Source organism: uncultured Acetatifactor sp. (assembly GCF_948601915.1).
Classification (GTDB): domain Bacteria; phylum Bacillota; class Clostridia; order Lachnospirales; family Lachnospiraceae; genus Acetatifactor.
Window position 1 is genome coordinate 22,360 of the sequence record NZ_CAPDXS010000036.1, and the last position, 15,070, is coordinate 37,429.

14 protein-coding genes and 1 tRNA gene are annotated in these 15,070 nt (G+C 56.1%); 4 read left to right on the plus strand and 11 right to left on the minus strand.

The features are described from left to right. Window positions 1–23 precede the first annotated feature (23 nt). From Q2B33_RS08275 to Q2B33_RS08305, 7 genes are all read right to left on the minus strand, one after another. Window positions 24–503 (minus strand): S-ribosylhomocysteine lyase, encoded by a 480-nt coding sequence (locus Q2B33_RS08275; RefSeq protein ID WP_300569385.1) that lies wholly within the window; start codon window positions 501–503, stop codon window positions 24–26. Between the two features lie 124 nt (window positions 504–627). Beyond that, window positions 628–819 carry a hypothetical protein gene (locus Q2B33_RS08280; RefSeq protein ID WP_334300306.1) on the minus strand — a complete coding sequence of 64 codons (192 nt, stop codon included), beginning with the start codon at window positions 817–819 and terminating at the stop codon, window positions 628–630. 130 nt (window positions 820–949) lie between these two features. Continuing rightward, a tRNA-Gly gene (locus tag Q2B33_RS08285) sits at window positions 950–1,020 on the minus strand. A 141-nt stretch (window positions 1,021–1,161) separates the two neighbouring features. Next, complete coding sequence (locus Q2B33_RS08290; protein WP_300569389.1) at window positions 1,162–2,412, minus strand: DUF3810 domain-containing protein; 1,251 nt, start codon at window positions 2,410–2,412, stop codon at window positions 1,162–1,164. 227 nt (window positions 2,413–2,639) lie between these two features. Then, window positions 2,640–3,764: a DUF3048 domain-containing protein gene (locus Q2B33_RS08295; RefSeq protein WP_296464580.1), complete on the minus strand. Its 1,125-nt coding sequence runs from the start codon at window positions 3,762–3,764 to the stop codon at window positions 2,640–2,642. 106 nt (window positions 3,765–3,870) lie between these two features. After that, entirely contained in the window at window positions 3,871–4,404 is a 534-nt protein-coding gene (dcd, locus tag Q2B33_RS08300; RefSeq protein WP_296464576.1) for a dCTP deaminase, read from the minus strand. Window positions 4,405–4,476: 72 nt separating this feature from the next. Next, window positions 4,477–5,253, minus strand: coding sequence for a sugar phosphate isomerase/epimerase (locus Q2B33_RS08305; protein ID WP_296464573.1), 777 nt, complete (start codon window positions 5,251–5,253; stop codon window positions 4,477–4,479). A gap of 621 nt (window positions 5,254–5,874) precedes the next feature. Between Q2B33_RS08305 and Q2B33_RS08310 the strand changes: the two genes are divergently transcribed. The 4 genes from Q2B33_RS08310 (at window position 5,875) to Q2B33_RS08325 (ending at window position 8,876) form a co-directional block, all read left to right on the plus strand. Continuing rightward, complete coding sequence (locus Q2B33_RS08310; protein ID WP_300569394.1) at window positions 5,875–6,870, plus strand: ATP-binding cassette domain-containing protein; 996 nt, start codon at window positions 5,875–5,877, stop codon at window positions 6,868–6,870. Then, window positions 6,867–7,676, plus strand: a complete 810-nt coding sequence (locus Q2B33_RS08315; RefSeq protein WP_300569397.1) for an ABC transporter permease — start codon at window positions 6,867–6,869, stop codon at window positions 7,674–7,676. Before Q2B33_RS08310 ends, Q2B33_RS08315 begins: the two co-directional genes overlap by 4 nt. Further along, the gene (locus tag Q2B33_RS08320) at window positions 7,660–8,454 is read left to right on the plus strand and encodes an ABC transporter permease (protein ID WP_300569400.1); all 795 of its coding nucleotides are present in this window, start codon (window positions 7,660–7,662) and stop codon (window positions 8,452–8,454) included. The genes Q2B33_RS08315 and Q2B33_RS08320 overlap by 17 nt, the downstream gene beginning before the upstream one ends. 149 nt (window positions 8,455–8,603) lie before the next feature. Continuing rightward, window positions 8,604–8,876, plus strand: a complete 273-nt coding sequence (locus Q2B33_RS08325) for a prevent-host-death protein (RefSeq protein WP_300569403.1) — start codon at window positions 8,604–8,606, stop codon at window positions 8,874–8,876. A gap of 282 nt (window positions 8,877–9,158) precedes the next feature. On the opposite strand, the gene Q2B33_RS08330 is transcribed toward Q2B33_RS08325, so the two are convergent. The 4 genes from Q2B33_RS08330 to Q2B33_RS08345 form a co-directional block, all read right to left on the minus strand. After that, a complete protein-coding gene (locus Q2B33_RS08330) occupies window positions 9,159–11,159 on the minus strand; it encodes a beta-N-acetylhexosaminidase (RefSeq protein WP_300569406.1) in 2,001 nt (666 codons plus the stop codon). Between the two features lie 215 nt (window positions 11,160–11,374). Continuing rightward, window positions 11,375–13,051: a hypothetical protein gene (locus Q2B33_RS08335; protein WP_300569409.1), complete on the minus strand. Its 1,677-nt coding sequence runs from the start codon at window positions 13,049–13,051 to the stop codon at window positions 11,375–11,377. A 95-nt stretch (window positions 13,052–13,146) separates the two neighbouring features. Beyond that, complete coding sequence (locus Q2B33_RS08340) at window positions 13,147–14,046, minus strand: carbohydrate ABC transporter permease (RefSeq protein WP_296470727.1); 900 nt, start codon at window positions 14,044–14,046, stop codon at window positions 13,147–13,149. Between the two features lie 27 nt (window positions 14,047–14,073). Further along, window positions 14,074–14,997 (minus strand): sugar ABC transporter permease, encoded by a 924-nt coding sequence (locus Q2B33_RS08345; protein WP_300769376.1) that lies wholly within the window; start codon window positions 14,995–14,997, stop codon window positions 14,074–14,076. Window positions 14,998–15,070 lie beyond the last annotated feature (73 nt).

Consider the following 15,070-nt stretch of genomic DNA (forward strand, 5'->3'; position numbering starts at 1 on the left):
CGCCAAATCCGCAGGGCCGTCATTCAGTCCGAATACACCAGCCTGCTGTCGTCTATTCCGCGGAGCACCTCCTCCAGGTATCTCCCGGCCAGGAAGTTCGCCATGGGCAGGTTCATGTCCAGGTAGTTGCCGCAGTCCTTCGCGGAGGCCCCGGGCACCTCGCCCCGGAAATCCCGGATGAACTCGTACATCTCTGTGATCAGGGGCAGGATGTCCCGGGAGCTGTAGTCCCCGGCCAGCAACAGGTAGAAGCCTGTGCGGCATCCCATGGGGCCGAAGTAGATGGTCTTCGGGCCGTATTCCGGGTGGTTGCGCAGGAATGTGGCCCCCAGGTGCTCGATGGTGTGCACCTCCGCCGTGTTCATCACAGGCTCCTCATTGGGGCTGGTCATGCGCAGGTCGAAGGTGGTAATCGTCTCCGTGCCTACGCTGTCCTTGCGGGACACATAGACGCCGGGTTCCAGCTTGATGTGGTCGATGGTGAAGCTCGCTATCTTTTCCATGTCAGGTGTTTCCTCTCTTTTATTGTATTTATCCGCTGATGCTCTGTTTCCTTCACTTGCCCTCGCTATGCAAAAAGTCCTCCACCTTACGGCGAAGGACTAAAAGTATTCAGTTGCAGGACGGTCATTCCTTGATTTCATCGATGTCAGTAAGATTCACGCCAGAAACATTCAACAATGCTTTTATTGTCAAATATTCTTTCTTAAGCTTTGCATATGTCTCAGTTGCGTTTTCTTTTCTCGCTGATAACATATACTCTTGAATCTTCTTGAAATCATCAAGGGCCTGTTTTGTTACTTCAATACCTGGCGGCACATAACCACCTCCCATTTGACATATTGCTTCCTGTGCTTATCTGATGCTTCCATTATAACAGCCCTTGTGCAAAGTGTAAAGCTACTTTATAGGGATGACGGCAGAATCTCTCGCATGATGACAACCAAAAAGCAGGTGATGGGAATCGAACCCACATATCCAGCTTGGAAGGCTGGTGTTCTACCACTGAACTACACCTGCATAAAAATGACCTATTCAATTCATTTCAGCCGGAACGGAACTGTCCCTCCGCCACAACACTGATTATTTTACACGGAAAAAGGCTCTTTGTCAATACCTTTGGATGATTTTTTATATTTTCCGCTTTTGAACAGCTTTCCTTCAAATATCCCCAAGCCCATGGTATCGGTAATACTGCAGCAACAGCTTCACCACGCGGCTGTAGCTCACCGCGCCGTCGGAGATGCCATGTATCTTCAGGTTGGTATTGATGAACACGTCCGCGGCCTTGTCCACCACCTCTGTGTCGATCAGGGCCTTCCCGTCGATCCGGTCCCACTCCTCCTGCACCACGAACACATTGTCCTCCCAGACCCGGGCCTCCACCTCCACCGGGGCGATCCGCTCTATAGCCTCCTCGTAGGCGGCGCGGTCCTCCCTCCTCGCCTTGTAGATGTCATTGCGCAGGTACACCAATACACTGAGATATCCCGCGTACTGGAAAAAGGCGTCCTCCGATTCCACGCAGGCCAGATAGCCGATGAAATTTGCCTCGTCCTCATAGATATATCCCCGCAGATGGGCCAGCTCATGGCACATGGTGGAGGGGAAATTCAGGATGTGCATCACATCGTTGTAATTGGCCTCCATGGAGAAGGGGAAATAGTACCCCTGCATATGCTGCTGGCACATGAAATCCGAGGCCGCCAACGCCTTGGGCCGGGGATAGTAGCCCTTGAGCCGGGGATATTCCTCCCCAAGCCGCGCCATCAGCTCCCTGGCCATGTCCTCCATGTCCAGCAGTTCCCCGTCCCTCCCCAGGCTCCCCGGATACAGCGCCATGCCGTCCTCGTCCCGCAGCATCTCCCCGCTTAAGCGGTTGCACTGCTCCGCCACCATGTTATAGACCCCGATTAGCTCCTCCAGCGCGTACACATTGTCGTCCTCGCCGAAATACTGCTCCGAAAAGGTGGAGGCGTGGTACAGGATGAAGCAGTTCAGCGTCATGACCAGGCAGACGATCAGCAATGTCCATACGAAAAACCGATAATACGCAACGCTGACCTTCCGATAGATTCCAAGCCCCGCGCCGGCAGCATGAGCAGCCTCCCTGGGTCTTCTGCACCACAGACGCCTCACTGCCAGAACACTGCCAATCCCCGCCCAACCGATGCCCAACAGCACCGCCAGCCCCAGCACCACCAGCCCGGCACCAATCATCCATTCCCCCACCGAGAAGGGGAACAGCCCGGTCAGGCGGCCATAGGTGCCCACCCAGACAGGGAAGACATGGGCGATATACCAGTCGGAAAAGGCAGCGCTGTTCCATGCCGCCACGTTCAGCAGGACCACCAGGATCCCAATCCCCAGAAATATCATCCTGCCCCTGCGAAGCCGTTTCCTTCTGTCCATTCCCTTCCCCCTGTCCTCTGATGCCGTCTACACGCTGCGTCCCCTGGCCCCTGCAGTCTGCGGGTCCGCTACCCCCTGCGGGTCCGCTGCCCCCTGTGGTTCCGTCCCTCTGCGGCTGCGCCCTGCTGCACTCCGCGGTTCCGCCCTTCTGCCCCCTGCGGGTCCTCCGAAAGAAAAAGATGAACACAGTCTCATGTTCATCTTTTCCGGGCATGGCTATTAAGCTGTTACTTTATGACGATGTCGTCCCACCCGTCGGAGGGCACGATGGAGATGTAGGTCTTCCCCGTGTTCAACTGAATCTCCTCGCTTGTCCCCTTCTTGTAGAAGGTCGTGGGAGCGGTGTCTGAACCCTTATACCAGTTCACCTCAATGGCTTTTCCGTTGGTTATGTAGTATCCGCTGCGCCCCGAGGTGTCCAGGACATTATAGACCAGATATCCGTCTCCCAGGTCGGAGAAGGTGCAGTCCTGAATCAGGAGGTTCTTGAAGGAGAGCTGGGCATTGTCATGCTGCGGGTCCAGATGGGCCTGGCCGTACTCATAATAATCGTATGTCCCGGTCTCCTCGTTGTATTTCAGCGTAGAGCCATTGTGCTTGAAGGGAAGCTGGATTTCGGTACAGTCGATCGCCCCCGCCTCGCCGGACAGGTCGATTTCCTCATTGGAGAACTGGAAGTGCTCCCCCTCATAATGCTCATTGTATTCCTTGCTGTAGTTCTTGCTGCTGAAGTTCTTCTCCAGGTCCCCCGCCAGGATATACTCCGTGAACTCAGTGGGCTTCCCGTTCTGCACGCGGGAAAAGGTGCCTGAGAAATTATCGCAGTAGGCCTTCTCGGCAATCAGGTCCATAGCGAAGTAAGGGCCGCCGTCATGGCAGAGCACGGCGTTCCACTCGCCCACCAGGTAGATGTTGGTGGAGCGGGTGCTGCGGATGCTGCCCATCTGCTGAATCTTCTCCCAGTCCTTCACAAGCACCATGAACCGTGTGATCCTGTCGTTCAGCGTGCTGTTCATGATCTCGTAGACCACATCGGCCTCCGTCAGCCCGTAATGGGGCAGCGCTATCTTCTCGTTGTCCACCATGACCGCTATGGGCCTCTGGTTCTTCAGCCCCTCGTCTATCCACTCATTCGTCAGCTCGCTCCGGTACATCCCCTCCCGGGTCTCTTCCTCCACCTCAGGTTCCGCCTCCGGCTCCTCAGTGGCCTCCGGCGAAGGCTCCGGTGTATCCTCTACGATGACGGGCGACATTGTCTCCACCGGAGCCTCGGACGTCCCCCCATCGTTTCCTCCGCAGCCAGCCAGGATGACAGCGGCCGCCATAATTGCTGCCAGTACTTTCTTTTTCATCGAAATTTCCTTTCTTTTATGTTTTTTTATGTTTTTTTCTATTTTATCCCCAAATACTGCTCTTTGTCCATTTATTCTTAAGGATTCTAAACGATTATTATGAATTTCACTCTTTATCGTCCATAAATGCACGGGAACCCGTAGCCCCTGTCTGTCCCTGATACTTTCCCCGGTAAGGATGCAGGGCCGCGGCGTCCATCTCCGCGAACACAAGCTGCCCCACCCTGCGTCCGGCCTTCAGCTCGATGGCGCAGCGGTTGGCGTTGAACAGCTCCAGCGTGATCTCTCCTTTGAACCCCGGATCCACCCAGCCCGCGTTCTGGATGAACAGCCCCATACGCCCCAGGGAGCTGCGCCCCTCCACGAAGGCCGTCAGGTTGTCGGGCAGCTCTATGTATTCCATGGTGGTGGCCAGGACGAACTGGCCGGGCAGGAGCACATAGGTATCCGTCTCCATGGTGCGGTATTGGATCTCGTTCTCCAGGTCGATGACGCCCCTGGGCAGATCCTCGATGATGCTGAACATGTTCCCCAGCCTTATGTCCACGCTGGCGGGCTGTATCTGGCCCTCCTCCAGAGGCGAGACGGACAGCGTCCCCTCCCGAAGCATCCTCATGATTGTCTTATCCGATAGTACCATCCTGTCCTCTCCTCTTCCCTCTCAGCGCGCGCCAGCCTTCAGCCTGTGCTTTCCCGCCAGAGCAGCGGCCTCTCAGCGATACCCGGCGGCGGCCAGGTTGTCATAGCTTTGCTTTAGGCAGTCGAAAGGGCTCCCCTGGCAGATGTCCTGCTCCACCAGCAGATATTCGCAGCTCGTCCCCTCCAGCGCCTTCAGGATGGCCCCGAAGTTCAGGTTCCCCTCCATCACGGGCGCCATCATGGCCCCCTCCGCGCCTACGGCCATGTCTTTCAGATGCACGCAGGGAATCCTGTCCGCCAGCAGGCCGATCCACTGGCACACGTCCGCCCCCGCCGCCTGCACCCAGTAGGTGTCCAGCGTAAAGCCCAGCTCCCGGGGCCCGAACCAGTCGCACAGGTACTCGATGATGCGCTTCTCCTGCGCCTCCCCTTCCGCCTGGATCCTGCGGAACTCGAAGTTGTGGTTGTGGTACATCAGAAGCTTCCCCGCATCCGCAATCTTCCTGGCCGGTTCCCTGAAATCCTCGGCAAAATGCGCCAGCCATTCCGGCGCGCGGTATCTGTCCGGCATGGCCCCTATGCCTATGTATCTGCATCCCATGACATCATGCTCCGCAATGAGCCTGTCCGTATCGTACAGGATGCGGTTCACGTCGCTGTGGGTCAGCACGATCTCCAGCCCGTTCTCGTCGCAGATCTCACGGATGCGCTCCGGGCGGATGTCCTTGCCCACCGCGGATATCTGCACCGTCCTGTAGCCTGTCTGCGCGATGCGCTTCATGCTCCGTGCGAAATCCTTTTCATTCTGCGTGTATGCACGTATGGTGTAGAGCTGTGCCCCTGTCTTCATATCCTCACGTCCTCCTGCTCACCATTCTCTCGATGCCCGTCTGCTGTCCCCGGGCCCGCCTTTCCAGGCTCCTGGCCGGCCTCCTGTCGAACATCCGCTGTTCTTATTGTAATCTGTCACGCCTGTGAAATCAATAGAATTTTATTGATTTTAACCCTTGACTTTTCAAAACAGACGTGATATCATACTTGAAATTTCAGATTACTGTGCTTGAAACAGACGAAAGCAGGAGAATTCATCATGTTTGCATACAATTGTGTATCTTATGTACTGATTATGCTGCCCGTGCAGATTTTTCACTTTACGGTCACGACCTGATTCCGGTGGACATCCGGAAGAGCGCATGGCCGAAAAGACGGAAAGTCTTGTTTGGCTATGCGGTAATCAGAACAGGAGCCGCTAGCGTATACTCGAAGGTGTATATGGCAGAGCGGTTCCTTTTTTATACGCGAATTTATTATACTGGAAATCTATATAAACGGCATTTAATTCCTGCCAGCCACATAGCACAGCCAGTCATGCCGTTTATCCGGTTTTGGGCAAGTGCCAGTCATGCCGTTTATCCGGTTTTGGGCAAGATTTTATCGCTACATATATACATTCACAGAGGGAGGAGAAGACATGAACACAATCAAAGCAGAGAACCTGTCGAAGACCTTTCGGGTCAGGCAGAAGGAAAAGGGCATGAAGGGGAGCCTCCAGGCAATCCTGCGCCCCAGAATCAAAGAGGTGCAGGCGGTGGACGGCATCTCCTTCTCCGTGGAGGCCGGCGAGATGCTTGCCTTCATCGGCCCCAACGGCGCGGGGAAGAGCACCACCATCAAAATGCTCACGGGCATCCTCTATCCCGACGGCGGCCGTGCCAGAGTGCTGGACATCGATCCCGCGAAGCAGCGCAGGCGCCTGGCCTATGAAATCGGCACGGTGTTCGGCCAGAAGGAGCAGCTCTGGACCCACCTGACGCCCTACGACAATTTCCGCTTCTTCGGGGCGATCTACGATTCTCCCGACAGGGAGACGGAGAGCCGCATAAGGGAGCTTGCGGACACCTTTGAGCTGGGTTCCTTCCTGAACACCCCGGTGAGGAACCTGTCCCTGGGCCAGAGAATCCGCTGCGAGATCGTGGCCTCCCTGATCCACAGGCCCAGGGTGCTGTTCCTGGACGAGCCCACCATCGGCCTGGATCCCGTGGTGAAGGAGAACATCCGGGCCCTGATCCGGCAGATGAACCGGGAGCTTGGCACCACCATCTTCCTCACCAGCCATGACGTGGGGGACATCGAGAAGCTCTGCAGGCGCATCATCATCGTGAACAGCGGCCGGATCGTGCTGGACGACTCCATGGAGCATCTGAAGAACCATTACCTGGACCGGAAGATCGTGGAGGCCAAGCTCCGGGAGGAGGCCCCCCTGCCCGCCGCGGAGGGCATCACCCTCCTGAAGCAGAAGGGCGGCCGGGTGAAGTTCCAGGTGGACACCGGGAAGCTGCGCATCAACGACGCCCTGCACATGATCGACGCGGAGAACCTGGAGGACATCAATATCTCCAATGTCCCGCTGGAAAGCATCATCACGGAAATCTATAAAGCAGAGGGGAGGGTGGATGGAATCTCATGAGAAAGAGCCTTCGCTTACGAAAATACAGGGTCATCTACCAGTCCGTGCTCATGGAGAACCTCCAGTACGCGGCCAATATCGCCATGGGCTTCATCAGCTTCGCCATTATCATCTTTGTGTTCATCCAGCTCTGGAATTACATATATTCCTCGCCGGGAGAGCTGATTGCCGGGTACGATAAGGCGCAGATGATCTGGTACGTGATGATCACGGAGACCATCTGGTTCGGCGCTCCGTCCCACGTAGTGACCAGGCAGGTGGCCGCGGACATCCGGGGCGGCAATATCGCTTACCTGATAGGCAAGCCCTATCACTACTGCCTCTACTGCCTGGCCAGGTATACGGGAGGCTGGAGCATCCAGCTGCCCATGTTCGCCCTGCTGGCTGCGGGGCTGGGAATGGTTCTGGTGGGGCCGCTGCCCCGTTTCCGCCCCCTGGCCCTGCTTGCGGCGATACCTGTGGTCATAGCGGGCATCACCATCGACGCCGTCCTGCGGCTGTGCATCAGCATGATCTCCTTCTGGATCGAGGACTCCGCTCCCTTCCAGTGGCTCTACAGCAAGCTCCTGCTGGTGGTGGGCACCCTGTTTCCGGTGGAGATATTCCCGGAGGCCCTTCAGCCCCTGGTGAAGCTCACGCCTGTCTACACGGTCTGTTACGGCCCGGCCAAGCTGATCGTGGATTTCTCCACGGAAAAGTACCTGGAAATCCTCCTGGCCCAGGCCCTGTACCTGGGGGCGGCCTGGGGGCTCATGCTCTTCCTCTACGGAAAGGGGGCGAAAAAGCTGTATGTCAACGGCGGTTAAGAATCAGCTGCGGGTATGCCTGCTGGCTGTAAAATACAATATCATGCGGGAGATGCTGAACAAAGTCACCTTCCTCACCAACATCGGCTTCATGGTCCTGAACAATGCCGCCTTCATCCTGCAATGGATGATTCTCTTCCATATAAAAGAGGACATCGGCGGCTACACCATGCGGGAGGTCATGCTGCTGTGGGGCCTGGCCGCCAGCACCTTCGGCCTGTCCAGGATCCTCTTCGCCAGAGCCTTCTCCCTGCCCGACCTGATCGTCAGCGGGAAGCTGGACTCCTACCTGGTACAGCCCAAGAACGTGCTGCTTAGCGTAATCACCTCCGCCACCAACACCTCGGCCATCGGCGACCTGCTCTACGGACTGATCCTGCTGTGCGTCTTCTGCTTCAGCCTGAAGCGGCTGTTCCTGTTCCTGCTGTTCACGGTGACAGGGGCCGTGATCCTGGCGGCCTTCGCCCTGCTGCTGGGGAGCCTGTCCTTCTGGTTCCTGCGGGCGGACGCCTTCGCCCAGCATATGGTGAACAGCTCCATCAGCTTCGCCACCTACCCGGACGGCATCTTCCACGGCGCGGCCAGGTTCCTGCTCTACCAGGTCCTCCCCGTGGGCATGGTCATCTACCGGCCGGTGCATGTGATGGTGGATTTCGATATGGGAAGCCTGGCCCGGATCCTGGCCTACACCGTCCTGATCTGCGCCCTGGCGACAACAGTGTTCTACCGTGGGCTTCGGCGGTATGCCTCCAGCAATCTTATGGAGGCAAGGATGTAAAGGCAGACAGCCGCGCATCCACATGCCATAAATTTTGCTGTAAATTTCCATGCAAATTTGTTGCAGGCGACGGCAGACAACTGGTATAATACTATCAGAAAGGTGTGTAGAGAACCGACTGGAAGTTTGGAAGAATTGGAGGATGCGAAATGCCGAATATAAAACCCATATCAGACTTGAGAAATTACACAGCGGTGGTAAATGAGGTTTCCTATGGGAACCGAGTCTATCTTACCCGCAACGGACATGGCTCCTGCGCCATTATCGACATGCAGGAATTAGATGAGCTGGATAAGCAGAAGGCCTTAAATCAGTTGCTGCTAAAGCTTCAGGAAGCCGAAAAATCAGTGATTGCTGAAGGAACCATATCCGCAGATGAATTAGAAAAAGAGCTGGGGCACAAGAATCTCATCGCAATATGATGTCGAATCCGATTACAGCTATATTTTTGTGGAACATAACTATTTCTTTTACCGCTTAACAGCCAATGAGACCATCCTTATTCTGGAAATGTTCCATGAAAAGGAAGATTTTATGCGAAAACTATTTGGAATCGTCACCACCTCGCAGGAAACGATAGACTATTGGAAAGAGTGACGATTCGCAGAAGCAAAAAACAGGCTCCCTCCCGAAAGACAGCGGAATTCCGCCCTTTCGGAAAGGAGCCTCATTTGATTAATTCACGTTCTTATATTACACCTTCATCATACTCCGCCCACAGGGTTCATGGCGGCGATCCTGTCCCAGAACGGGCAGTTGATGTCCAGGGCCGCCCCTTCCTGCCTGGGCCGCATGGAGCCGTAGTGCAGAAGCTCCAGTTCCAGCTCCTCTATCTTTGCCCCTTCATGGCAGAAGGCATCCAGGCATTCCAGCGCGTATTTCAACTGGGCCTCCAGCGCTCCCAGGCGGATGGTTATCACCTCGAAGCCCACAGCCTTGCTGGTGCTCCTCCAGAGCTTCCGCCAAGTGTCCGCCAGCGCGGGCAACTGCTCCAGGAGCCCTGCGCATCTGTCCATGCACTCCTCTGTCAGGTCGTCCCTGCCCGCGTCGTAGGCGAAGCGGATGGCGCAGCCCAGCTCCGCCTTGTCCGCCAGGAACTGTGCCAGGTTCGCGTAGTGGGCGAACATCAGGGCGTTCCCCTCGGATTTCCGCATATAGCCCCGCAGCTTTCCGGCCAGGTCCATATAGTAATCGTACAGGCCGTGGAGCTCCTCGTCCTCCCCGAAGAGGATGGCCTCCATCTGGGCCGGATCCTCCGGGTCGCGCCCTGCCGTCTTCAACGCATCCTTCAGGAAATCCTCCACATGCCTGTCGAAGAGACCGTAGAGCGGATTCTGGTACAACAGGAACTTGGAGGGATTGGCGCTGTGGAGGTTCTCCTCCGGCACGGAGGGGATTTCATCCAGCAGCCGCAGGTCGTAGAACGCCTGGCCGTCCTCCCGGCAGCACGCCCGGAAGCTGCGGAAGACTTCCTCGTTGGTGGGATCCTCATTGTAGGCATACTCGCCGAACAGCTGCATCCCGATCAGGGCGCAAAGGCTGGAGGTCTCGCCGCCATTGTCCCCCCACATGGTGGTACAGACATTGCGGATGCCCCGCTCCCTGCAGGCCCCGAGGCCTTCCCTGGTGACGCGGAAGGCCTTCCCCTGGTTGGGGGAGATGCCGTTCCAGGTCCAGATGCCCCCTGCGAAGACGATGCGGTCCGTGAGCTGCTGGTGCTTCTCCAGCAGCCTGGAGTACACCTCCTTCTCCGCGTGGTAATAGTCCCAGTATACCAGCGACAGCCCCTCCGGGATGGAGGCCCTGATCTGCTCCAGGGTCTTCTCCTCGATGGGGGACTGGTCGTAATAATCGCCGCTCTCGTTCAAAGGCCGGAAGAACATGTCGCTCCAGATCATGGGCTCCAGGTCGATTTCCCGGCACACGTCCATCACCATCTCCAGATGGTCCCGAAGAATCTCCAGAGAGGGCTTGTAGCCGTTCTTCGCCAGGTACATGCCGCTTCCCAGCCCCCAGGCCTCGTCCATGCCCAGATGGATCCTGGAGGAACGGAAGGGCGCGGTGGCTGCCTTCAGGATGCTCCGCAGGAACTCCCTCGTCTCCGGCGCGCCTACCAGCAGCACGTTCTCCGTATCCCTTATAGGGAACGCCACCGGCCAGCGCAGGTACTTCTCCAGATGCCCCAGCGTCTGGATGCAGGGAATCAGCTCGATTCCGTAATCCGCCGCGTAGGCGTCCATCCGGGACAGCTCCTCCTGGGTGTACCTGCCCCTCATGTACCCGAAGTAGGGCAGCTCCTCCACCTCATAAGTATCTTCCATATATAAGAAGATATAGGTGTACCCCATCAACGCCAGCTTCCTCATGAAGCCCTGGAAGCCCTCCACGGATATCACATTGTTCCGGGAAAGGTCGAACATGGCCCCCAGCTCATCGAAATATTTGACCGTCTTCTCCTCAAAGGCTTCCGGCAGCCGCCCCAGCAGCCGCCCCAACTGACGGAAGAACAGCGTCCTGGATTCGAAGCGGATGCAGGCGCTCTGCCCGTCGCAGCTCACCAGATTCTCCGCCCCGCTTTCCGCCTTTACCGGAAAGCCTCCCTCGTCCTTGCCGCACAGCCTGAAATATCCGTCCCCCTCCAGCCCCTTCAGAGCCGGAACCAAGCCCTCGATGTCACCGTAAAAATAAAGCTTTGGAATTCCCATATCTGACAACCTCCTTATCTCAGCGCCGCGCATTGCAGGCCGCCTGCAGCTGCCCGTTGCGGCAGTCCGCTGCCTTTATATATACTTTCGGCTCCCCTGCCCCTTTTCATAAGGGGACAAGGGAGCCGTCCGTGCTTACTTCATTTCTGTCATATCATTGCTGCATTTCGCTATTTCAATGCTTTCTGCACTCTTTCCCGCACATCGCGCTCTTCTCAATAGCCGAAGTGCTCGTTAAGCTCGTTCAGCAGGGGCTCCCACATACCTCTGTTCTCCTCAAAGAAGGCATCCCATGTGGAAGCGATGTCATCGGTGCCGGTAACCAGCTCGTTGATCTTATCCCCATAAGCCACGGAGTACATATCCTTCGTAGGGCTGCTGAAGATGGTGTAGTTCTTCTCGTAAGGAATGACAGTACCCTGCTTCTTGACCTCAAAGACAGCCAGCGCCTGGTCGATCGCGCGCTTGTCCATATCTGCCCTTGCTCCGGAATATCCGATTTCGTCCTGGCAATGGCTGAATGCCGTTCCCAGAATCTCGGTGGAAGGATACACGGTGATATCGATGTTGTTGATGGGCTCGATGCTGCCGTCATCCGCATACTTCCAGTCCACCTCGGGGATACCGATCTGTACGGAAGCCTCGCCCTCAGCCGTGCAGGCCCAATCCATGACTTCCATGATCTTCGCCATCGTAGCTTCATCCGTATCAGGATTGAAGACCTGCACGGTCCAGTAGTTGCCTACCTCCAGGATGGAGCCAGCACTTACGCCTTCATCCGGAACGATGTGGGCTCCGCCGATGATATCGTAGGGATCCTGATCCGGGAAGTTCCCCTGGTAACCGGTCATATAGGTATTGGTATTTCCGCAGTCGCCGCTGTCGTACATGGCAGCCAGCGTACCTGCCATCAGAGCGGCACGGGCATCATAGATATCGTTGATGACCACATAGTCGGGATCGATCAGGCCTGCCTGATACCACTCCCTCATGATCTCAATCATGTTGATCCATTTGTCCCTGTCATCCACGAAGGTATACTTAAAGCCTTCCGGGGTCTCGATGAAGGTACGGCCATAAGGGGTGCCTGTGGCATATCCGAACATCTGGTCGATGTTTCCGGGGCTGTCGCTCACGAAGGAATCGTTGGTCAGGCCCGCCTCTTTTACCTTCTCCAGATACTGCTTCAGTTCAGAGATGGTGACGTAGTAGTCCTTGCCCATGTCAGGCATGCCTACCTCTGCCGCCCAGTCCTTTCTGAAGAACAGGGTCGCATGGTTGATGGGGGGATCCATCTCCAGGAAGTTGTTGAACACAACGTGGGGAACGCCATAGGTCTTGCCGTCCACCTTCAGATACTCCGCGTAGCCGGAGGCCTCTACCATCTTGGCGATGTTGGGATACTTCTCCTCCCAGCCGTCAGGCAGCGCGCCAAGCAGGCCCTGATCGATGTAGGAATAATACTCGGCAAACGTGAATCCTTCCCAGTTTGCACAGTCGGGAAGCGTGCCGCCCATGACCCATGTACGGAACCTCTCGTCAGCGCCGCTGGGCTCATTGGCCATGACTTCCATGTCCACGCCGAATTTCTCGTTGATCCAGAGGAACAGGGGATCCTTGTAGTCCTTACCGGCGATACAGTTGTAAGCCGTAAAGGTGAAGTGGACCGCGTCTCCGCTTGCGGCTTCGCCGCCTGCGTCCTCTGCCTCGCCACCGGCATCTTCCGCCTCGCCGCCGGCATCCTCTGCCTTGCTCTCCTCCGCCTTGGATTCTTCCGGAGCAGAGCTGCTCTCCTTGGAAGCGCCTCCGTCATCGCCGCCGCAGCCCGTCAGAGCGGAAAGCGTCAGCGCGCCGCACAGCAACAGTGCAGCAAACTTTTTTACCTTTCTCATAATACTCTCCTTTCATGGAAATGAATTTATATTTGTATTACTTCCGGCGCGGTTCCCCGGCGCCGGGTTCATAATACTTTCACAGATATCCGGAACTACATCTTCACCGCCCCTACCAGCATGCCTTTTACGAAATACTTCTGCAGGAACGGGTATACCACCATGATGGGAAGCATGACCGCGAACACTGCCGCCATCTTCACGCCCTGGGAGAAGGTGTTCTGGAACGCCTGGCCGGAAGCCGCCATATTCTTGGTGCCCTCCTGGGATGTCAGGGCATTGACGATGGAGCGCAGGAACAGCTGCAGCACGGTCTTGTCGCCGCTGCTCAAAAGGAGCATGGGCCAGTACCAGCTGTTCCAGTATCCCACTGCGGTGAACAGGGAGAACGTGGCAATCAGGGGCTTCTGCAGAGGAAGCATAATCTTGGCGAATACCGTCAGGTCGTTGGCCCCGTCTATCATGGCCGCCTCCTGGAGATCCATGGGCGTGCTCTCGAAGCCGTTCTTCATGATGATGATATTGTAGGTGGAAATCATGCCCAGCAGCACCAATATGGTGTAAGTGTCCAGCAGCCCCATGCCCTTGATCAGCAGGTAGGTGGGAATCAGGCCGCCGCCGAAGAACATGGTGAACAGCATGGCCATGAAGAAGAACTTCTTCCCCGGGAACTTTCTGGAGAAGGCATATGCCCCCATGACCGACACCAGCATTCCCAAGAATGTGCCTACCACCGTAATCCCTATGGTAGCCTTATATGCCGTAATCATGGCGCCGCTGTTCTGGAACAGCAGGTAGTCATAGTTGGCCAGGGTGAACTCCCCGGGCAGCCAGGAGAAGGGCTTGCGGCTGAAAGCGGCCGATGTCTCCAGGGAAATCACCACCGCGTTCCAGAAAGGAACGACTATCAATATGGCTATGATCGTCAGGACGATTACGGAGAAGATCTCCGTGCCCTGCCATTTATGTCTCTTCTTGATTTTCGGGTTCTTCATACTCTCTGTCTCCTTTCCTGTCTTCGCTTAAGCGAACATTCCCTGTCCGCTGATCTTCTTCGTCACCGTGTTCGCCAGGAACAGCAGGAAGAAGTTGATCACGGACTTGAACAATCCTACCGCCGTGGAGAAACCGTAATTCGGCGTGCTCAGGAAAGTGATGTCATAGACATAGGTGTCCAGGATCTGGGAGATATCCTTTACCGCGCTGTTGCGCAGGTTGAAGACCTGGTCGAAACCGGCGTTCATCATGCCGCCTACCTGGAGGATGAACATGATGACGATGGTGCTCAGGATGCCGGGCAGGGTCACATGCCATATCTGCTTCAGCCGGGTGGCGCCGTCCACCTTGGCCGCTTCATAGAGCGTGGTGTCGATGCCCGCTATGGCCGCCATGTAGATGATGGCGGACCATCCCATCTCCTTCCAGTTGGAGGTGATGTAGAGCAGAGGCCTGAACAGAGGCTTGGTGGTCAGGAAATTAATCTTCTCAAATCCCAGGTTATCCAAAAGGATATTGATCGCGCCGCCCTGGGCCATGAAGTTGGTCACGATGTTCGCCACCACGACCCAGGAGAGGAAATGGGGGAACGTAAAAATGGTCTGATATATCTTTTTCGTGCGGTTACCGGGCATCTCGGTAATCATGATAGCCATGATGATAGGCATGGGGAACTCAAAAAGCAGCCTACTGGCGCTGATCACGATGGTATTGTTGATCGACCTCATAGCGTCCGGCGTAATGAAAATTCTCTTGAAATGCTGCAGCCCCACCCACGGGCTCCCCAAAACCCCCAGCTTTGCGCTGTAGTTCTTGAAGGCCATGAGCACGCCGTACATGGGGGCATAGCAGAACACTGCCAGCCAGACCAGCAGGGGCAAAAGAAGTATGTACAGGTACCTCGCTTTCCAGATTTCAAGTAATTTGCTTTTCTTCTTGGTCGTTTCCATATACAGTCCCCCTTGGAGTTGTTTTCGCCTTCCATCTTTCTCCTTAAAAACACCCCAAAAGGTATACATTTTG

Coding starts and splice junctions, on each gene's coding strand:
- Q2B33_RS08275 (WP_300569385.1), bottom strand. CDS start 503: ATGGAAAAGATAGCGAGCTTCACCATCGACCACATCAAGCTGGAACCC.
- Q2B33_RS08290 (WP_300569389.1), bottom strand. CDS start 2,412: ATGGACAGAAGGAAACGGCTTCGCAGGGGCAGGATGATATTTCTGGGG.
- Q2B33_RS08295 (WP_296464580.1), bottom strand. CDS start 3,764: ATGAAAAAGAAAGTACTGGCAGCAATTATGGCGGCCGCTGTCATCCTG.
- dcd (WP_296464576.1), bottom strand. CDS start 4,404: ATGGTACTATCGGATAAGACAATCATGAGGATGCTTCGGGAGGGGACG.
- Q2B33_RS08305 (WP_296464573.1), bottom strand. CDS start 5,253: ATGAAGACAGGGGCACAGCTCTACACCATACGTGCATACACGCAGAAT.
- Q2B33_RS08310 (WP_300569394.1), top strand. CDS start 5,875: ATGAACACAATCAAAGCAGAGAACCTGTCGAAGACCTTTCGGGTCAGG.
- Q2B33_RS08315 (WP_300569397.1), top strand. CDS start 6,867: ATGAGAAAGAGCCTTCGCTTACGAAAATACAGGGTCATCTACCAGTCC.
- Q2B33_RS08320 (WP_300569400.1), top strand. CDS start 7,660: ATGTCAACGGCGGTTAAGAATCAGCTGCGGGTATGCCTGCTGGCTGTA.
- Q2B33_RS08325 (WP_300569403.1), top strand. CDS start 8,604: ATGCCGAATATAAAACCCATATCAGACTTGAGAAATTACACAGCGGTG.
- Q2B33_RS08330 (WP_300569406.1), bottom strand. CDS start 11,159: ATGGGAATTCCAAAGCTTTATTTTTACGGTGACATCGAGGGCTTGGTT.
- Q2B33_RS08335 (WP_300569409.1), bottom strand. CDS start 13,051: ATGAGAAAGGTAAAAAAGTTTGCTGCACTGTTGCTGTGCGGCGCGCTG.
- Q2B33_RS08340 (WP_296470727.1), bottom strand. CDS start 14,046: ATGAAGAACCCGAAAATCAAGAAGAGACATAAATGGCAGGGCACGGAG.
- Q2B33_RS08345 (WP_300769376.1), bottom strand. CDS start 14,997: ATGGAAACGACCAAGAAGAAAAGCAAATTACTTGAAATCTGGAAAGCG.